This is a genomic window from Pseudomonas sp. ANT_H4 (genome assembly GCF_008369295.1).
In the GTDB taxonomy this organism is placed as follows: Bacteria; Pseudomonadota; Gammaproteobacteria; order Pseudomonadales; family Pseudomonadaceae; genus Aquipseudomonas.
In genome coordinates, this window is record NZ_VOBG01000026.1 from 18,015 (window position 1) to 37,092 (window position 19,078).

Annotated in this window: 21 protein-coding genes and 1 pseudogene; 14 read left to right on the top strand and 8 right to left on the bottom strand. The window is 49.7% G+C overall.

Annotation, left to right across the window (positions count from 1 at the left end; all coding sequences use genetic code 11):
* The first annotated feature begins 379 nt into the window (after positions 1-379).
* From FQ182_RS24290 to FQ182_RS24305, 6 genes are all read left to right on the top strand, one after another.
* Positions 380-628: a PapB/FocB family fimbrial expression transcriptional regulator gene (locus FQ182_RS24290; RefSeq protein WP_149415133.1), complete on the top strand. Its 249-nt coding sequence runs from the start codon at positions 380-382 to the stop codon at positions 626-628.
* A gap of 77 nt (positions 629-705) precedes the next feature.
* A complete protein-coding gene (locus tag FQ182_RS24295; protein WP_149415132.1) occupies positions 706-1,095 on the top strand; it encodes a hypothetical protein in 390 nt (129 codons plus the stop codon).
* Between the two features lie 63 nt (positions 1,096-1,158).
* Complete coding sequence (locus FQ182_RS24300; protein ID WP_149494045.1) at positions 1,159-1,443, top strand: DUF6283 family protein; 285 nt, start codon at positions 1,159-1,161, stop codon at positions 1,441-1,443.
* Between the two features lie 11 nt (positions 1,444-1,454).
* On the top strand, positions 1,455-1,622 hold the full coding sequence (locus FQ182_RS29900) for a hypothetical protein (RefSeq protein ID WP_178114520.1): 168 nt from the start codon (positions 1,455-1,457) through the stop codon (positions 1,620-1,622).
* Positions 1,623-1,640: 18 nt separating this feature from the next.
* Positions 1,641-1,808 carry a hypothetical protein gene (locus FQ182_RS29905; RefSeq protein ID WP_178114521.1) on the top strand — a complete coding sequence of 56 codons (168 nt, stop codon included), beginning with the start codon at positions 1,641-1,643 and terminating at the stop codon, positions 1,806-1,808.
* A 12-nt stretch (positions 1,809-1,820) separates the two neighbouring features.
* Positions 1,821-2,039, top strand: coding sequence for a hypothetical protein (locus FQ182_RS24305; protein ID WP_149494046.1), 219 nt, complete (start codon positions 1,821-1,823; stop codon positions 2,037-2,039).
* 416 nt (positions 2,040-2,455) lie between these two features.
* On the opposite strand, the gene FQ182_RS24310 is transcribed toward FQ182_RS24305, so the two are convergent.
* Positions 2,456-2,761: a hypothetical protein gene (locus FQ182_RS24310; RefSeq protein WP_057402048.1), complete on the bottom strand. Its 306-nt coding sequence runs from the start codon at positions 2,759-2,761 to the stop codon at positions 2,456-2,458.
* A gap of 94 nt (positions 2,762-2,855) precedes the next feature.
* Positions 2,856-2,993, bottom strand: coding sequence for a hypothetical protein (locus FQ182_RS24315; RefSeq protein ID WP_256666423.1), 138 nt, complete (start codon positions 2,991-2,993; stop codon positions 2,856-2,858).
* Between the two features lie 281 nt (positions 2,994-3,274).
* Here FQ182_RS24315 and FQ182_RS24320 point away from each other — a divergent pair, with 281 nt between their 5' ends.
* Both FQ182_RS24320 and FQ182_RS24325 read left to right on the top strand, forming a co-directional pair.
* On the top strand, positions 3,275-3,922 hold the full coding sequence (locus FQ182_RS24320) for a hypothetical protein (protein ID WP_149415301.1): 648 nt from the start codon (positions 3,275-3,277) through the stop codon (positions 3,920-3,922).
* A gap of 463 nt (positions 3,923-4,385) precedes the next feature.
* On the top strand, positions 4,386-4,625 hold the full coding sequence (locus FQ182_RS24325; RefSeq protein ID WP_046485853.1) for a hypothetical protein: 240 nt from the start codon (positions 4,386-4,388) through the stop codon (positions 4,623-4,625).
* 377 nt (positions 4,626-5,002) lie between these two features.
* Here FQ182_RS24325 and FQ182_RS24330 read toward each other — a convergent pair whose 3' ends face one another.
* Genes FQ182_RS24330 through FQ182_RS24340 form a run of 3 tightly spaced genes read right to left on the bottom strand, consistent with a single transcriptional unit; the run spans position 5,003 to position 7,130 of the window.
* Positions 5,003-5,680 (bottom strand): serine/threonine protein phosphatase, encoded by a 678-nt coding sequence (locus tag FQ182_RS24330; protein ID WP_052743367.1) that lies wholly within the window; start codon positions 5,678-5,680, stop codon positions 5,003-5,005.
* Entirely contained in the window at positions 5,677-6,381 is a 705-nt protein-coding gene (locus tag FQ182_RS24335) for a hypothetical protein (RefSeq protein WP_046485849.1), read from the bottom strand. The genes FQ182_RS24330 and FQ182_RS24335 overlap by 4 nt, the downstream gene beginning before the upstream one ends.
* The gene (locus FQ182_RS24340) at positions 6,378-7,130 is read right to left on the bottom strand and encodes a MarR family transcriptional regulator (RefSeq protein ID WP_046485847.1); all 753 of its coding nucleotides are present in this window, start codon (positions 7,128-7,130) and stop codon (positions 6,378-6,380) included. Before FQ182_RS24340 ends, FQ182_RS24335 begins: the two co-directional genes overlap by 4 nt.
* A 391-nt stretch (positions 7,131-7,521) precedes the next feature.
* On the opposite strand from FQ182_RS24340, the gene FQ182_RS24345 reads away from it, so the two are divergent.
* The gene (locus FQ182_RS24345; RefSeq protein ID WP_046485906.1) at positions 7,522-8,343 is read left to right on the top strand and encodes a GIY-YIG nuclease family protein; all 822 of its coding nucleotides are present in this window, start codon (positions 7,522-7,524) and stop codon (positions 8,341-8,343) included.
* Positions 8,344-8,509: 166 nt separating this feature from the next.
* On the opposite strand, the pseudogene FQ182_RS24350 reads toward FQ182_RS24345, so the two are convergent.
* Positions 8,510-9,363, bottom strand: a pseudogene (locus tag FQ182_RS24350) (IS5 family transposase).
* Between the two features lie 371 nt (positions 9,364-9,734).
* Here FQ182_RS24350 and FQ182_RS24355 point away from each other — a divergent pair.
* The 5 genes from FQ182_RS24355 (at position 9,735) to FQ182_RS24375 (ending at position 16,063) form a co-directional block, all read left to right on the top strand.
* Positions 9,735-10,436: a hypothetical protein gene (locus tag FQ182_RS24355; protein ID WP_177034406.1), complete on the top strand. Its 702-nt coding sequence runs from the start codon at positions 9,735-9,737 to the stop codon at positions 10,434-10,436.
* A 291-nt stretch (positions 10,437-10,727) separates the two neighbouring features.
* Positions 10,728-11,966, top strand: coding sequence for a site-specific integrase (locus FQ182_RS24360; protein WP_069553525.1), 1,239 nt, complete (start codon positions 10,728-10,730; stop codon positions 11,964-11,966).
* 3 nt (positions 11,967-11,969) lie between these two features.
* Positions 11,970-13,442: a site-specific integrase gene (locus FQ182_RS24365; protein ID WP_080761392.1), complete on the top strand. Its 1,473-nt coding sequence runs from the start codon at positions 11,970-11,972 to the stop codon at positions 13,440-13,442.
* Between the two features lie 5 nt (positions 13,443-13,447).
* Positions 13,448-15,601, top strand: coding sequence for a hypothetical protein (locus FQ182_RS24370; protein WP_139273551.1), 2,154 nt, complete (start codon positions 13,448-13,450; stop codon positions 15,599-15,601).
* 15 nt (positions 15,602-15,616) lie between these two features.
* Positions 15,617-16,063, top strand: a complete 447-nt coding sequence (locus tag FQ182_RS24375) for a hypothetical protein (protein WP_125923840.1) — start codon at positions 15,617-15,619, stop codon at positions 16,061-16,063.
* Positions 16,064-16,351: 288 nt separating this feature from the next.
* Here the strand turns inward: FQ182_RS24375 and FQ182_RS24380 are convergent, their stop codons facing one another.
* The gene (locus FQ182_RS24380) at positions 16,352-17,026 is read right to left on the bottom strand and encodes a heavy metal response regulator transcription factor (RefSeq protein ID WP_034137066.1); all 675 of its coding nucleotides are present in this window, start codon (positions 17,024-17,026) and stop codon (positions 16,352-16,354) included.
* 487 nt (positions 17,027-17,513) lie between these two features.
* Positions 17,514-18,857: an OprD family porin gene (locus FQ182_RS24385; RefSeq protein ID WP_034137067.1), complete on the bottom strand. Its 1,344-nt coding sequence runs from the start codon at positions 18,855-18,857 to the stop codon at positions 17,514-17,516.
* Positions 18,858-19,078: the final 221 nt, after the last annotated feature.

Genomic DNA, 19,078 nt, shown 5'->3' on the forward strand with positions numbered 1-19,078 from the left:
CCGTACTGATTTAACCCAGGAATGTCAGATGAACACGCGCACCAACATTGCTCCACCAGTTCAATCATAGCCCTCCTGGGCGAACTGGTGCGGCCTCGATCCAGCCGGGTAGTGGGTGTTCTACGAAAACGAGCTGACCACTACGGAGGAGGGACGGCTGCCTAATGACGGGCAATGGGGTATGCCGCGTGAGTGCGATGTGACGGTCTACGAATCCTGAGAGGCGCTGACGTTCTCACGCCTTGCCGCGACTGTGAATTGATAGGAAAAGATTCGGCGGGCTTTTGAAGTCGCGTTGTGAGCTGGTAAGCCGTTGTAGTCGAGGCGCGTAAATCCATAGTAAACTGTGGAATATTGATTCTGTTGCGGAGTTTTACCGATGGGGACTGATGTTCCGGTTCTAACGCCAGGAGGAGTCGATGCAGAACATTTTGAGCTTCTGTTGAGCGACACCAAGACCAGTGGCGAAAAGGTAATTGCCGCATTGCGCGATCACCTTGTTCATGGCCTAAGCGCCAAGGAAGCGACCGATAAGCATGGCGTCACGCCAAGTCAGTTCTATAACCGGCTTAAGGGTATTCAGGACAAGCACGCGTTCATCTGTGTAGTGAAGAAATTCTATATTTAGATATGGAAATATCTTGTTTATTCCATAGTTTGATATAGAATCGACCTCGTTGAAGCGAATCACTGAGGAAGGCTGAAATGACTACTGGCACTCAAGCAAAGATCCCAACCCGCACCGCGACCATGCGTCATACAGCAACGCTGGAAGTGGAATTGAATTACGCGAAAGAACGGGCTTTGCTCGGGGTCAACTTTGCCGGTGACATTGAGAGCCTTCTGGATTGGCGGCATATGGGCGCGGAGTGGCTTTGCTCTCAGGAAAACAGCATGAGCAATGTACGAGTACAGATGATCAGCAACGGCATCCCGGCTTACCAGAATGATTTCGCAAATGAGGCTGATGCCCTGGCTGCTGCTGAGCGTCTGGCTACGGGGGCTGGCCATGCAGAAAAGGTTGACCATGCTAGCGACCTCGCTCGCTATCAGATGAAGAAAGGCCATGTTCGCGCCTTCAATCACTCCGCGTAGGAAATCGCGGCTGGTAATCAACCTGCCCCGGTACGCCGGGGCCTTCAAGGAAAACGTAGAGCCATGTCCAAGCTACCCCACATAAAGAAGCCGTGCCGGGACTGCCCGTTTCGCAAGGACACCTTGCAAGGGTGGCTGGGCAAGGATCGAGCGACTGAAATCCTGGCCGCAGACTCGTTCGTCTGCCACAAGAAGACGGATATGCAGTGCGCCGGGCACATGCTCATCAACGGCCAGGACAACGCATTCGTGCGCCTCGCGGGGCAGCTTCGCCTCGCGTTGGATCTGACCGGCAGCGAGCAGGTTTTCGAGAGCAAAGCAGCCTGCATCGAACACCACACCAGTTAAGGGGAAATGACATGAGCATCAGTGAAGCAATTTTTTTCTCAGCCTTTCTCGCTGTTTTTTTTGGATGGCTCAGTTCGCAAGCTGCATCTTTCTGGAAGTTGTGGCTCGGGTTCTTTGTGGTGACTGATGGCCTGACGTGGTTCATCTACGTGTGCTCAGTCATGGGCGATCAACAGTAACTGTTCGAGGAAAACGCCATGAATACTCGAAGCAATTCCCGTTTGATTGATGCCGATGGTCACGCAGCTTGGCTTACTCGCGAAGGGGCAGCTCATTACCTGCGAGTTGGCCGGAAGCTCGGCTACATCTGGCGTCAAACCGAATTCGGCTGGAAAGCCAGCCCCACCATTCCACCCCAGGCGTAAGGGAAACGAGCCATGAAAGGATCGTGTGTCTCTGCCCAAGAACTGGAAGCGCTGCACGATGCTGCCAGTTACCTAAGCGCGATCCTTGAGGCTTCATCTGGTGACGCTGCAAATCTGATTGCGGCCAAAGCGGGCCTGCGCAGCATCATCGAGAAGGCGCAGAAATCCAGCCGGTCTACTACCCGACGCACCACCTTGAAGGCGGCATTACGAGCTGCTCAAAACAGTTAGGAAAACAGCAACGCCCAAGCCCAGCCCCCGCGCTGGGCCGAGGCCGTAGAAGGACGCCATTTTCGCGTCCGCGAAAACGTCGGAGAGGCACGATGTGGGTGGCAACAACATAGATTGACACAAGGCCCCTAAGCCACTGACCACACGCGTATCAACCTCGGAAAGCAACGACATCATAGTTTGACACAACCTACCAGTGATTCCGGGGCTGCAGCCTGTTGCTCTGCTCCAGAGGGCGATTCGGCAGCGTGTTTGTGTCAATCTATAATGACGAGTGTCGCACTAAGTTGTCTTGTGTCGAACTATGTTGTTTGCTGCCAACTCCTAATTCCTTCTCTGTTTCGCGGACGCGAAAACCGCGCCTCTCCTACTGCCGAAGCCCGCACAGGGCGAGCGAAAGGACAAAGGCATTTCCTTTAATCGGACGCTAATCCCATGTGCATGACATACCACGCACCGATGTCCATACAACCTTCCCCAACGTAACGGCCGCCAAGACGACGAAGAAAACCCTGCTTAGCTTCCTCCGTGGACAGCCTCAACCAAGGGCTATCGTCGCCATACGAGACCAAGAGCTGTCCATTTGGTGCGCGCTCGGCTTTGTATTGAGCGAACTCTGTTTCACCGTCAACGGCTTCATGGAGGGCGTACACGTCCTCTACGTCCGTCTGCACAGCGCCATCGAGCCATTCGTCAAAATCGGTCAGTGTGAGCCTAGCCATTGTTGATTTCCTCAAGTTCTCGGGGGCAAAAACCTCACCCCTGGGCGGACATTTCAATATCAATGCTGACTAGCGGAAAGAGTTACCGATATCACTATGCCAGTGCAAGCTCGAAAGCATGACGGATAACCTCGATGTCAGCAGTTAGATACGGCTTGCTGTGATCAAGGCAGGCATGACCGAGGATGGTCTGTACCGTCTCCACGTCGCCGGTGGGCGGAGGCGACTTCATCAGGAGTGAACGTGGCCATGACGGCGCTCTCGATCTTGTAGGTTGGGGTTGAAGTTCAGTTCGCTCGTTGATCACCCGCAAACAAGCCAACTCTCCAAGTGCGGGCTTTTCTTGCTGGTTTTCTGAAGGCTCGGGTCAGGCCGAGTACCAGGAAATAAATTACACCTTTCTGGAAAACTATTCTGGTCCGTCTAAATCATGCCCCTATTCTGGGGCTAATACAGAACTGGCAGGAGGGCGGTAGGGGATAGCCTCATTCTTCCACCTGAAGAGGTTTCCCTATGCCTACCAGTGACTCCATACCGGCCATCTATCCACCCAGCGACGCCAATCTGCCCTCGTACAAGGATTTGCTTGCGGAGACCATTCAGCTTCGAACACTTCTTGGCCAACAGATGGTAAATGTGTGCCAGATGGTTGAGTTTGTTCGAACCTACGGGAATCCGATTACTACGGTGGCAGGCGGAGCCGCGCACCTTCTTTCAGAACTGCTAGGGCAGCAGTTGTATGAGAGTAACCCTGAGAATTACATTCAACTCAGTTTTGAAAGTGCGATGTACCCAGGCGGTGGCGACATCGTGGTTACCCTGCAGCGAACAACTGGCCTGACACCTCATGAGCTCCGAATTCAGGCCGAGGAGGAGAGCGAGCAACAGAAGCAGCGCTGCATTCTCTTGAAATCCGCTTTGGACAATCAACGTTGGCAGGGAGATGGCAGGGTTGAAGGTCCTGTCTTTGTAGAGTCAGCCCATACCCAATTGTTTGAATCGCCGGCGGTAAGCGATTGGCTCAAAAGCGCCCTCAAATCTGCGCTGGATCGTGACAGTGTGGATGCGGCGAATGATGCTGAAATCCTTGCCGATTTGCTGGGGCGTCGATGCAACTCGCTTTTGATGGGAGCGACGCAGCATCTGCTCGGTCAAGGTTAGGTGATGAGGTTCAATTCCTCGTGCCAAAAGAATCTTTTTAAGCCAGCTCACCAACCTCGTGGCCTCGTGCTGTATGAGGTCAAAAGGAGGGATAAATGCGGTATGTGATTAGCGCTCTGGCACATTATCTAAGTGGGAAAATCACCACTCGTCATTTTGTCTATGCCCTTCACAAGAGGCCGCCGGCCGTTATTAGTAAAGGTCGCACGTGGGTGATAAATCCTGATTTACTTTTCTAGTATTAGGTGATTTCGATGCCCGTCAATTGTGAGCGATATTCAGAATAACTTTTAAGAACTATCAATGTCCGTTTAGAACATTGAATTAGTAATTTTTTTCATAAAAAACAATTTTTATGGGGTTGCATGTCGGCGCTTGGGGGTTAATTTAGTTTCGCAAGCAAAGCAAATATGACTTTGCAAAACTTAATGAATATTTGGCCGTAGTGCCGCAAGGAGATGTAATGATGGGTATTAAGAAAACTGTATTGGGTTTCGCAATCGTCGCTCTGTTCGCTGCAACCAGCGCCAATGCAGGTAATGGCGGTAATGGCGGTAATGGCAGCGGTAACCCAAAGAACGACGCAGGCCACCCTACCAAGGAAGCTGTGGCTCGCTACGTTTGGAAAGACGGCAAACTTGTGCCTAACCCAAAACGTGCTGAAGATCGTCACGATGGTATCCAGGTTACCGTTTCCAAGTAGGGCACTAACAAGTTAGCTCTAATCGCTAAGCCCCCGCATATCTGAATGCGAGGGCTTTTCTATGTGCGGAAATGATTTTTATAGCATTTAATGTGTGTAGCGTTTGTTGCGCTATTAAGATCCAATCTCAGTGAACAGCACCTTGACGATTTTCCCCCGTGGATCATCAGTCGTCTGAAGGTAATCAAGGGCCTCCTCGGGAAATGTGAACTCGAAATTTCCATCCGAATACTCCCAGTTCTCGATGATACTGGCTGCATAAGATCGACTTCCATGGGTTACTGTTATGATCTCACTAGCCAAGTACTTGGCGTACTGGAGCAACGTTTCCGTCGGTATGGAACTGTTCGCTGTGCCTGGTAGCGTTTTCGAATATTTCATAGATGTACCACTATCCAGGTGACGTCGTCATCGACATGGGTAGGATCGGGCGAGTAGGGTCCAAGCAGCAGCGTTTGTGCTGCATCGCTTAAATCAGCCCAGAAACCGTCAGTTGCAACTACTAGCGTTTCACCCGCGATGGCAACTCTTGTGATGAACTCTGGATCTGGTTTTTTCCGTGCTTTGAAACTACGGCTAATTTGGTGCCGACCTTTGTCTGTTGCCAGTTGTCTATGACTGCGATCACGCCTCCAGTTGGCAAGGCAGTGTGGTGCAGTGAACCAAGCGATGGGGTCAGAGTGGGACGTTACGCCTGCGCTACAGTCACCTTCATATGCAACGGTAATGAGTTCACCGGAAACCACTGCGACGAGATAACTTGCCGATCCTGTGACTCCGCCCGAGAAGAGTGAGGAATGTGCCTCCTGGAGTATATCCCTTAGCAGTGATTCGACTTGGTCATGACCCGAGTCAGAAACGCCATTTTCGATTCGTGTCTGATAACCCGTGAAAATCTGTTCGACCAATGCCTGGGCCAATTGCCCGCTGCCGGGCTTGGAGGTGCCATCGACGACGACAAAAATTCCCCGAACGCCATCAAATGCCGCCCCTACGCAATCTCGATTCTCGTCGCGATCCTGCCCCTTAACGGTCCTTGTTGAGTACCGGATCATTTGACGTTGCTCAACTGTTTTAGACGCTGAAAAATGATCTGGCCTCTACCTGGGTTCGCGCTGACTGAATGCGAACTTTCGATCACGTTTTGAAGGTAGTTGAGCGCCAGCAGCCCGGCAATACCAGCCGCGATATACGTTCGCAACTCTTGATCTGCCTGTGTAACCTCCTCAAGCAAACTCTCTCGGCCGTCCACCACCAGAACGATATCTTCGACATCTTTATGGTAGGAATCGCCTCCGCCGCGACCTTTGAATGCTTCGAGCTTTGTAGCGATAAAATACGTCGGTTTGAAAATTTTGATCGCAATCCCGCTGGGAAGGGTAATGGTTTCTGCGTTCGATAAACCATCCACAAACCATCGATTTTCATACCCGAGGATCTCCTTTACTGAAGGCATCACGTCGACAATGACGTCGTTGAACTTGAACCTGCATGTCACATCGCTGTCCTCAGCGGTAATCTTGAAGCCCTGTGCCGCCAAGCGCTCTGTAAGTCTTTGCCAGTCAGCAATGCCTGCTAGCTCGATCACCAGGTCAACGTCATAAGTGCTGCGGATGTCGTCCAGCACAATATCGTCAGTGCAAAGAAGCCAGGTTGTAGAGCCTCCGACGAAGGCGACCGCATTCAATAGCTCGTCGCCTAATCCTTCCGCGACGGCGCTCAACATCTCATAGTTGTGATCTGAGGCGATGCTCAAAGGCCCATACCTTTCTTTAGGAGTTGAATTGCAACGCTGGTTTCTCGTGGCCCGCCCAGCCTGATGGAGTCTACTAGGGCTAAGTAGTGGTACAGGGTGCGATCGTTCTTTACAGCTTCTGGAACGGTCTTGTAGATCGGCTCGATTGCTTGGCCACGCTCCTTTCCTTGAGGGTCGGGCCAGACATGGATAATTTCTCCAGCGCTTTTGAGGTGCTTGGTAAGCACAGGAGATGCAAACCCGGTTGGAATACCCCTCACCAGGGCGCCAGGCTTGACTGGGAAAAAGTATTTTAGGGCGTGCTCAGTGATCTTCAAAAGAGCGGGGCGATTCACCTTGGGCAGGGAGGTTTCGTAGTCGTTTGTTACAAGCCCAGCCTCTCGACACCGAACGATTGAGTTTGAGATTTCACTTTTGCTCAGTCCTAAGGAATCAGCGAGTGCCCTTAAGGTGTAGCGGTCGTCCCATTTTGCGACAGTCCTTTTTGGGCTAGTGTCATCGTAGTCCCAGCCTTGCCACTTAAAAGATTCCGCGTCGATGAAGCGCGAGACGACATCTACTATGTCGATGGTGGATTCGTCGCGCGGAGGGGAAGTGATGAATTTTGGTTCGGGGCTATAATCATCGGGCAGTAGGTCAATCAAGGACATGCCGCCCCAGGCCACAGTTTCGCGACCTGACGGCGACACCTCTTCCTGCGCGTGTAGGCTCGCCATTTTGTATAGCAGTAAAATGTCTTGACCTTTCAAAATAGCTCGCCCTGTCTTTGTCCACGTTCCATAAAACGTGGACAAATGTCGCACGCTGTTTTTGTGAGTGTCAAGTTTATTTCCGGCACGTGAGGGTAGAAAGCTGCGAGGCTCACACCTGTCACTTGGGCATCTGTCAGCGGCTTTAGCTTGTGGGGCTCAGGCGTCGGCATGCCGCGATCTCGTTCTAATTTGGTCTTAGTCATGTCTAAGCGATTCGCCTGGGCCACCCCCGCCTTCTCGGCCACCATCTGTCGGCGGTCTTGGTGGTGTTGTCTTAAAACCCTGTAAAGCATCCCATCCGGCCTTATGACCTTAGGAACTTTTCGTCGATGCACTCCCAGCTTGCAAGGAATACACTCGCGATCCTGAATGTTTGGGGGGCGCAGTATTGAATCTGTTTGATCTGTTGAAGCTGTGGGAGCCTGCATTTTCGCCGGAAAAAGCAAAGGTCCACTTGGCCAGGTACAACGGCGAGGATCATCCACTCGACGTGTTCATACAGGGAGGCTTCGACAAGTGGCAGAGCCGACAAAGCAACCGCAACTTTAAGCTGCCCTACGTTGTTTCGCTTATTCAGGCTGGCAGTCCAACCCGCTGGTTGTTTGCTGGTCTGTTTCGGACGGTGGAGTGTGTCGAAAGAGTCGGCCCCAAGCCCGACTACATCTATACCCTGCAACGTGTGCCGGCGGCCGAAGAGTGGGTGGGGCGGCTGTATCTGAGCAGCAACTACACCAAACGCAACTCCTACCCGTACGGTGAAACCCTGGCAGGCGACTTGGCAGTAACTGAACTGCTGGCCGAACGCCTCAGCATCGGTCAGTTTCCAGGGTTCAAAAAGGTCAACCTGACCAAAAGCCAGCTTGATGTGGTGGTGCAGCAGAACGTTGATTCCTGGCGCTCGGCCCTGACGAGCGTCAAGGGCATTTACCTCATCACTGATACCCATACCGGTAAGCTTTACGTGGGCAAGGCCGACGGGGCGACAGGTATTTGGGGGCGCTGGTGTACGTATTCGACAACCAACCATGGTCATAACGTGGCGCTCAAGCGGGAGTTTGGTATTGATGCTCCACCCGAACGCGAAAAAGATCTGCGATTCTCATTGCTGGAGATCGCAGACCTGCATGCGATGCCAGGGGAAATAGATGCCCGCGAGAGCCACTGGAAGGAAATCCTATTGACCAGGTCGCACGGTTACAACCTCAACTAGTCATCATCAAGGCATCGGCAAGGGAGTGGGCGAACGACGCTCTCACCGTCCATCCGGATCCCTCAACGAATACTCGATGCCTCTACGTTTACCCTTCCCAAGTACGCCTTGCCGTAGCGCCTTGTGTCGCGTTCGAACCACTTGCATTCTGAAAAGTGGTGAGACACTAGGCTCTGTACGTAAAGTATTGTCGCAAGCACCGCATAGCGCAGGCCAATGAGACCATCGCCGCAAAACTTGTTGCGAGCTTGTCGAAGCGCGTCACGATGCGACGGTTCTCCTTCAGCCAGCCAAACATGCGTTCGATGATGTTGCGCTGCCGATATTTGGGGCGATCAAAAAGTCGAGGCAATCCTGGCTTGGTTTTGCGCTTCATGCTTCGCAACGGAATGACTGGCTGCATGCGATAACGATCACAATACTGGCGCAGCGCTTCAGCGTCGTAACCCTTGTCAGCCAGCAACCAGCGGCAACGCTTGCGTGGGCGACCGCGCAGGCTGGGTATGCAAGCCTGATCGAGTAGCGGTTGGGCATAGGCTATATCGCTGGCTTGTCCGCCTGACAACAGGAAACGCAGAGGCACACCATTGGCGTCGCACAGCATGTGAATCTTGGTCGTCAGGCCACCCCGGCTGCGCCCGAGCGCGTGGTCTTGCGGTTCTTCAAATCCCCTTTTTTCCCGGCACCTGATGAGGCCCGGGTTGCTCGTACGGCAGTGGAGTCGATCATCCATGTTTCCAAGTCAATCAAACCCTGCTCATTCAATCGGATATGAAGACGCTTGAGCATCTGATCAAAAGCTCCGCAATCACGCCATCCCCGGAACCGTTGATAGATCGTTGACCAAGGGCCGAATCGTTCGGGCATGTCTCGCCAGGCTGCGCCAGAGCAAAGCACCCAGAGAATACCGTTTAGCATCAGGCGATCATCGGCCCGAGGGCGCCCGGTGCGCTGATTTTTGGTGAAGATATCTGCAACCAGATCCCAGGCTGCGTCGGGGAGTTCATACCGCTTTGCCATCTTGGCCTCCTGGCTTTAATGGCGGTGTATTTTACAGAAAATCGTATTTCTTGGGTTTACGTACAGAGCCTAGGAACGAATGCAATAAGCACCAAGAGCTCTCCTAATCCCTATGCAACTCCCATCAGAATTTGGGTTCTGGTGAGCACGATGGTTTCAATAGCGGTTATGTGAGCTAGGCAGAGATCTGGCCCTCGCGAACAGAGGTTGCATTCGCACGTTATGCAACAGCTGAACATTAAGCAGTGCAGTACATCACGGGTTGTAAAACTATCGATGAGTCCATCACATTAAGCGGCTGCCGCTCCGTCTAAACGCACCTCCTTGATTGGGGGGTTCGGCAGTATCGAAAACTGTACGAGATCACCCCCATGACAGACCTATCCCACGCCAAAATTGGCGATATCGTAGAGGACGCTTCCGAGTTCTTCGCGCCCGCTTCCGCTGACTTGGTGGACGGTCTGATTGGCGGCTATCTCTCTGAGCGTGGCCGTATCGAACAACTGCATGAAATGATGACTGGCGGGGGATTCAGCGGCGCCCTCTGGTACTTCATGGAAGGGAATACGAGTGATCAAGGCCGCTACTACACCACCGATATCGCGCGCTTGATGCAGCTCGAACCCGCCATTGCCACGCTCAATGCATCCTACTGGGGCAAAGCCCTGTCGCTCACCGACGTCTATGAGTGCATGCCTCAAAAACGCCGTTCCGAGTGGCAAGAACAGATCCGCAATCCCATGGGCAAGAAGGCGTCATCTCGTCGACATAACAATGAGTCGCTGGATGAATGGGAGGTGCACCCACTGCCGGACTTTGAAGATACGACGGTTCGTTCCACCCTGAACGACTTATTGCTGGCTCGCTCCAAGTTCTTCGCAGAGCGTGTGGACGGTATATTCCGGGCGTTATCGGGTGTATTCCATATTTATCTGACCTCAAAGTGCCTAGATAGCGGGGGGATGAGAGCTCCGCAGCCCCGCGTCCCGTCAGACCTGCGACGTAAGGTCTTGATTAGTCCAGTCAACTGGTTTACGTTAAAAATGTGCCAATGTAGCACCGTAGGTTGTTAGATAGTTGGCAGACGACGGAGTTATCCGCGGCCCAGCATCTGTACCTTTAAGACATAAACTAATGTCAAGGTGCGGATATATGGGCGGCAAAAATATATTTATACGTTTTTTGTTTGAAATTCTCACCGGTTATCAATTGCTGTCCGTGCTAGTTGATTATAAGTCAACTAGCTGTCTTAAGTTAAGATCAAACTACTCGATTGGGGATGGCTTATTAAAGTCGCTTTGGTCGCAGGCTGATAAAATTCATTCGAAGACAACTTCTGCAACTGATGCTGAAGGAGATGTCTCATGCCTGGACTAACTAGAAGAACTAAATCAGTTAGGACTGTAGGGTTAGAGTACAAGGTTCTTAAGTTTTCACATCAACACGTAGCTAGGTACCAGTTGGTGGCAGTAGAAACGTTTGTACCTTGTCTTAGCGCTAGTCTGTACGAAGTAGCGTATTCAATGGGTAATCGTCGCTATAAGGCGAGTATTCGTACAGTGCTCTACCACGTTGCCTTTTTATTCACATGGGGAAACATAACTGGGCTCGATATCGAGCGCATGCTGCTTGAGGGGAAAGGACTAGATTTTAGATGTGTAAGAAAATTTGCCAATTGGCTTGAGAAGATTATATCGCCGCCGGTTGATGGGACCCAGATAAACAAATATGTTTGTAAGATCTTACAAAGCTGCAGCACTTTCTCAATTTGGTTTGTTGAGAACTATACACCTTTGTTTGCTACCGGTATTGACGTCAATGTTAGCTATATTCGTTTAATTGAAAGCCATAAGAAAGTTTGGTCTAGTGTAATGGTGAGCGGCAGAAAAGAGCTAATCGCGCATGACCTGACGGACGATGAATTGAAAAAAATAGAGGGGTTTTTAGTAGGGCAGCTTTCAAGTGCGAACGTGACTCGCGGCTTGAATCTAAGAAACTACATCATGTGGCGCTTAGTTAGAAGGTTTGGATTAAGGCTAGGCGAGTTGTTAGCATTACGCCTAGTGGATATTGATCTGACTGGTTTATATCCTTTTTTGGAAATTATCCGCATAGAGGATAGAGGGGCAGATTATTCTGATCCGCGAGCTCCCAATAATCCACTTGTTAAAACTTTTGGTAGGCGGCTTTATTTTAGTCCTGGTGATGAGGGGATGATTAGAGCCATTGAGGAGTATGTAGATACATATAGAGTTAAAAGAAAAATAAAAGGAGGGTTTACAGCTTATCTAGACCACGAATTCCTGTTGATCTCTCACGGTAACGCCTCGCTGGGTAATCCACTATCCTGTTCAGCGGCAAATAAAGTCGCTTGCATGATTAGCAATGAGTGTGTCAAAGCTTTTCATTGGCATCTCGTACGCCACGCTGTGTTCAATAGGCTTTACGAAGCTGCAAGTTTGCTAGAGAACAATTCTACGGAAATAGATCACGTAGTTTACATGGGAGGATGGAGTAGTCCTGACTCATTAAAAGGTTATGCTCGGCGCGCGATTCGGGATAAGGCAAGAAGGGAGTTGATGAGGTTAAATTTTGAGGGGTAAGCAATGGGTATTGAAGTCAATGATTCTGGTGAATTTGAAGATGAAGTCGGGCGGCTATATGTAAGATGTAATGCTGATCCGAGTAGTCCATTTTTCATTGATGTGACGACAGATTATGTTGAAGCGGTGTGGAGAAGGGCTAGATATTCTATTGATCTAAGCAGATACCAGCTCCCAGTAGTAATTATTGAGGTGGTCAAAAAGTACCTAGTGCACAAGCTTGAGTCGGTTTGCCCTAGAATCCTGAGCTCAGTGCACGCGGGGATCTCTTGCTTGGAAAGGCACTGGCAACCTTCATGGAAGGACTTTTCAGATATGTCTCTCGGGAAATTGTTGAGCGTTATGACATCATCCCATGCGGAGGCGACCGAGTTTCGAAGGTTCTACATTTACGCTGCTTTTCAGGGGTTGGCAGGTGCGGACGAGATTCATGCATTGGAGTTAGAGGCTATAAGGCTTAAAAAGCCTCACCCAACTTTAAGGATACTGGAATGGCACGAGACGCGCGGGGCGCTAACAAGCTCCGAAATTGAAGTGGTTCGAAAAGCAATGATCATTTCTGCAGAGGGGGAATCCACGGCGGATTTCACCTCAAGGCTGTTTACTTGGATCTCGTTCGAAACATTAAAGAGACCTATCCAGTTGCATGAAATGTTCCGTGATGCATTGTGGGTACCCGATTCGATGGCAGAAGGGGGCCAATATTTCCTTAGAATGCCTAAGGCAAAATATCAAACAGGACAGGCGTCAGAGCTTTGGCCCATAACTACTCAACTTGCTAATGCCATTCTCGAGTACTCCTCATCTCCTAAGGTTAAGGCGTTACAGGAAAGGACTGGGAGGTTGTTAGTGAGTTCAAGGGAGGGAGAATCATCAAATTTTGGACGGGCGATAACTGGCTGGTGTAGCAGATTAAAGCTGATCAGTCCGCGTACGAATAGGCCTCTAATCTTGACACCCTATAGAATCCGACATAGCGGAGCTACACAGATGGCCGCCCAAGGCGCGTCTAGGGACGAGATACAATATGTACTTGAGCATGACTCCGTGCATGCAGCTGATGCTTACATTGACTGTTTGGCTTCTGAGTTTTGCCCGTTGTTGGAGCGAGCAAACAGAAAATTAGGTGGGATATTCTCAGAGTTAAATGGTTTATTTTTCGCCGGTCAGCTTGGGCATAAGAGTTCGGGGATGCCTATATTGATACCGGTCGTAAATCAGCCAGCTATAGTAGGGGAATGTGGCAAGTCCGGATCTTGTGGGCATCATCCATTTTTTAATTGTTACAATGGTTGTAGGTATTTCATTGCCTGGCGCAACGCAGACCATAAAAAATCTTTAGATTACCTAGAGTCTGAATTAGAAAGATGGGGTAGAGCTGAGGGTGGAAAGGAAAGGAGTAAGATACTGAAAGAGCTGGAGCGCGTATACCAAGCGGTTAACGATGTTATGGCTAGGATCAATAGTGGGGAATGACGAAGATGGATATTCACTCAAAGTTGCGTGGTCATGGCCTCCCAGAGCCTTTGATAAATTTGGCAGCATCACTTGTTGAGGGGTTAAAGCCTTCAGTCGATTTTTTTTGTGATGAATGGAATATTCTCGACTGGGTTGAACGCCCTGGAAATCTGTCGCAATACAATTTGAGATTTTGCCGTATTAGAAATGACGAGCTTAGATTAGTTGCTAAAGTGTATATAGCAGCAAAGCGAGTCCAAGCGGGTGTAACCGCTGATGGTGCATTCGCCTCCATCGAGGCATTAGTTAGGCTTGATTTGGAAATGGGTAGTAAAGAAATCTCACGATTGAATCTATTGGATTTTAAAGCGGTTGAAAGGACCTACGCAGAGCGCGGGGTGACCGGGAAGATTTCAACTTTAACAACACTTCAGGGCTTTGCTAAATGGATGCAGAAGCGAATTGGTTTAAGGGTAATCTATGATGCTCCAAAAGGCAGATGTAAGTATGGCCGGCATGGAAGTGAAGAGGGAAGAGAGCGAAAGTTCCTACCTACAGAGGTGATTAGAGATTTATTCGGATTGGCCACTCATCCAGAACTTTCTTTTCGGGATAGATTTTATATTAGTGCGCTAGTGATTAACGCAGCTGTGGGCGGTAGAATCAATGAGCTGGCATGTCTTCCTGTAGATTGCTTGATACAGCAAGAGGGGAAATGGGTTATAAAAATATTTCCCGAAAAGGGAGGGCGATTGTACTTCCGACCATTTCCGCAAGATTTATACCCAGCAGTACGCGCAGCGGTAGAATTTATCACTGAACATACTGCGGAAGGGCGTCGTATTGTTAAGAAAATGAGATTGAATCCAGGGGTGAATTGGAAGGAAGTAAAAAAAACGCCTATTAGTTTGAAATATTATGCGCGTAAGTTTGTCGCGAAATGGGTGAGCGAATTCGATTTGTATACGCCGCGAGGGGTTTATTATCAATCTACAGGGCAATTTGTAGATGTAATTCAGTTGGTTGGACGCCTCGGGCGTGTGTCTGAGGTCGCGGCATTTCTGGGTGCCTCTACACGAACAGTTGTCAAGTTGCTTCAATGTCAGAAAGCTATGAATTCTAAGATATTTATGTATGAGAAAGCTTGGAATGAATATTTGCCTTTGACTTCAAATGTATATAAGTGGCGAAGCAGGTTGAGGCGCCACCCTCATGCTATATCGTTGCAGCGTCTTGAGGCATTTTGTGAAGTTACCTTCAATCCATCATGGATGCGTGAGATTGTTGACGATATCCTTGATGAGGCTTTGTTGTGTCAGCTTGAGAATAAAACTTTTCCATTTCAGCCTGATTTTGAGTTCGAATTAAACTTTGCTCGAAAAATTCTGCCTACGATCCAAAAGAATGGTGTGGCAATTCTAGAGCCGGAAAATTCATTATTCATTATCCCGCGGAATTTGTTGACATTTTCTAATGCTAAGAGTGATAGGGAATTTAGGAAGGTTTCGGTTGGTATGTTTCAAGGGTGGCTTGATGGTACATCAAGAACTGAAGAGTCATTATTTAAGAAATTTAATGTCCTCGATCCTCGTACCGGTGAAGTGGCTGAGTTTTACTGGCATGATATTAGGCATTGGCTCAATACTGTCTATAAGCAGGGAGGTTTATCTGATGTTCAGGTGAACCTGATCCTAGGACGTTCAGACCTCACGCAGGCTCAGGTTTATGATCATACACCAGCTTTAAGCAGATCATTGATTCTGCAGGATATGATTGAAAGTGTTAGGCAAGATAGAGCTGTGGGGGTTATTCAAACAACTTTCAATAAACTTAGAATTGAAAATCGTCAAGCCGCAGAGGAATATCTTTCAGCAGCCATTCGTGTGGTTAATCCAATGCCACATGGAGCGTGCGCTCACAACCTTGCGTTGAAACCATGCCAGCACAGTCTGTCATGTTTGGCGAAGGGGACAAATGGCAAGCCTTGCGAGGATTTAATAGTGAACGTTCAAGATGATGCGCAGCGTCTGGAAATTGAAAGATTGAGCCGAGACGCTAACTTAATAAAGAATCATATCTTAACTGCTGGAGGGGAGTTGAGTCCGCAATACCAACATTTCAAAAATATTGAACTGTCGGCTGATTTTCTGTTGAATGAGATTTTTAAAAAGAATTAATATATCGGGGGGCTTATGCAGCTCAGAGGTGAGCGTCTAAAGGGGTATCTCAATTCTAAGATTTTGGAATTGATAAGTGTTCGCCAAAAAGAAATTGGAGGATATGTTTATAGCCAAAAAGAATTTTCTAAATACGCAGGAGTTTCTAGAGAGACAATCAGGAAATATCAATCTGAAATTGACGCTTGCTTGCGGTCTTGTCTAGTTTCAAAGATTAATCATGATGGCGATGCTAAATACAGGAATCTTCAAGAAAAGAATCATAAGCTTCAGCGTGAAGTTGTTATGGTGCGGACTATGTATGAAGCGATTCGAGTTCAATACATTGACCTTATCGAGGCAATGCTAAGTCACTCGATTGATATTAGTATCTTGATGGTAAAACCTGTTGGCCCCGGAGAGCTAGATCGTACTGGTGGGAATTGCGTTTTATGTGGTGGATCTCTAGATTCCACTGTCTGATTGGTAGTTTTCCAATCGGCAACCCAGAGCGATTTTTGCGATTAATGGCTGGATTGTTGGCTTTCGTTGCCCCGTTCCGCCACGACCGTCCTATCAGTACTCTGAGTGGATTGCGTATCACTAAATTTCTCGTGGTCTGGTCTCCTTGACTCCGGGTCAATGGGTGGTGCTTGTTGGTTTGACATGCTTATTGCGAAGATAAGTGCTGTTGGAATTAAAATTTAACTGTCAATGTAGTAGGCGCTGGATAATCAGTCGAGCTGTTTCCAAGGCTAGGCGGTTGGTCGCTTACCGCTTCTCAAGAACATAGCCCACGCCTCGGAGCGTGTGGATAAGCTTCGTCTCGAAAGGATCATCGATCTTGGCTCTGAGCCTTCGAATCGACACCTCTACAACGTTTGTATCGCAGTCAAAGTTCATGTCCCAAACCTGTGAGATGATCTGCGTACGGCTCAGTACCACCCCCGTGTTGCGCATCAGGTAGTGCAACAGTGCAAACTCTTTTGTAGTCAAATCGATGCGCTGGCCATCCCTGAAGGCTCTGTGACGGCTCTGGTCGAGTTCGAGGTCAGCTACACGAATTATCTCGACGGATGCAGGGTGGTCAGACCTGCGCATCAAGGCGCGGACCCGGGCCAGCAGTTCTGGGAACTCAAATGGCTTGATTAGGTAGTCATCTGCACCGTTCTCCAGGCCCCGAACCTTATCTGCTAGGCGACTTCTAGCCGTCAGCATCATGATACGAGAAGGGCAGTTTTTACGTCGCAACAGTTCAAGCACCTGCCACCCATCCATCTCCGGCAGATTGATATCAAGGATGATCAACTCATATTCGTGCTGCTTGGCCAGGAATAATCCATCTGAACCGGTATGGACGCAATCTACAACATAACCGCATTCAGTAAGGCCTTGACGCACATACTCCGCAGTTTTTACTTCATCCTCAATTACCAGAATTCGCATGGGATTTTGTCTCGACATCACTGAGCAATTAACCGCGCACGCGCGCCGGCGTTATTGAAATGAATGGTAAATCAAAAAGAGTTGTCTGGGGGCTAAATTACGGATTTGTAATTTCTAGGTAATATATTTGATAGTCTGGCGTTATATCTTGTCGCGGTTTGGGTTTGACAGATGCGAGCCCTCTCTCCAATAGGTGATTTGACCTTATGAAGTACTGGGTTATTCTATTCTTTGTTCTGGTTTCATTCCGTTCAGATGACGGCGAAGTTCCCCTCATTGAGGAGGCTGGACATTGGTGTAGCCATGAGCTGCATCGACATGCGATGCATGAACTCGAACAACTGCTCGAATTTTAGATAAAAAAAGGCGCCCAAAGGGCGCCAAATATTCACCTTTTACCAAAGGAGCACTTAAGCCACTCAAGGTGAATGCGTAATGCACGTTTTTCTGAGGGGCCAGTTCATGGAAAACTGATCCGATCAGAGAATTACAGAATAGAAAGCGGGTATTCAATGATCACGCGAGTTTCATCAAGGTCCGATTCGAAAGCAGTGGCACGCGTGGTAGCTTGGCGCAACCGGAAGGACAAGTCTTTAGCCGGGCCGGTTTGAACGACATATTTCACCTCGACGTCACGCTCCCAACGTTTTTGATCGGTGAGCGGATTGCCGTTGTCGTCGGTACGCATGTAGAACTGGTTGGCGTTCGAGTAGTCTGCGCCCGAACCCCTTGCGTAGCGGGTCATGAACGTCAGACCAGGAATACCGTAGCTGGTGAAGTTAAGGTCATAACGCATCATCCAGGAGCGTTCTTTCGGCGAGTTGAAGTCGCTGTACTGGATCGAGTTGTCTACGAAGATTGAGTCCGACTGACGCAGGTAATCAAAATCGTCATCGCCATTGTTGCGCTGGTGTGACAGGGCCAAGGTGTGGGCGCCGTAGCGAACACCGACCTTGGCACTCCAGATATTGTTGTCGAACTCGCCCAGTCGGCGTTTACCTTCATCCACGGCTTTGTAGTAGTTGAACCCACCAATCAGCGCGAGGTCATCGCTCAGTGGGTAGGCGAAGCTGGTACCGGCGTAGTACTGGTTCCAGACATCTTTCAACTGGCTGCCGTAGACACTCACGGTCCAATTGTCGTTGATCGAGTAGTCACCGCCGCCGTAGCCGATCCAAGGCGAGTTGACCGGGCCGCCATAGAAGGTAACGAAATTGTCGTTCAGGTTACTGGAAACCGGTTGGCTCATTGCATGCAGTCGACCACCTTGCAGGGTGAGGCCCTGGATGCTGCTGTTCTCAACGGTCACGCCGCGGAAGCTTTCTGGCAGGAGGCGCGAGTCGCCCGCTGCGACGACCGGCGTCGATGGGAATACATCACCCACTTTCACCACGGTATCGAACAAGCGGATTTTGGCCGCTCCGCCAACCTTGGTGTATTCATCACGCGCCTCACCCTTGTTATCAACGGGCAGCACGTCGAAGGAGCTACGGCCGCCGTTGCGACCGTCGCCGGTATCAAGCTTGAGGCCGATCATTGCAAAGGCATCAACACCAAAACCGACGGTACCCTGGGTAAAACCAGAGTTGAATTTGGAAATGAGCGCGTGCGCCCAGGCTTCGGAGTAGCCGTTGGTGTTGCCCTTACCACTGTTGTAAGTGGGAGCCGAACTGTCGCGATTATCACGATTGAAGTAGAAGTTGCGGTTGAGCACTGTAAGGCTGCTGCCCTCAATGAAACCTTCTGGTTTGTCTTCAGCTTGAGCAGAAATTGCATAGCTTCCAGACAGCGCAGAAACTGCCGCCAAATACAGTGGTACTTTGATTTTCATCTGATGCTCCTTTGATTTACGGCAGTTTTTATTATGTGTACCGACGCGGGTGTCTTTATATGTTCTGACCCGGCGGCGCGCCTATGAAGAGCGCCGAGCTCATATTTGCGGGCCGAAGATAACGGGAGGGTGATAGGATAATTACAATTTCGTCATCTACAGGTTATCCGGGTGCCTAGCACCGTGTGTTAGCCATCTCTCTCGGTTGTAATCAAATCCTG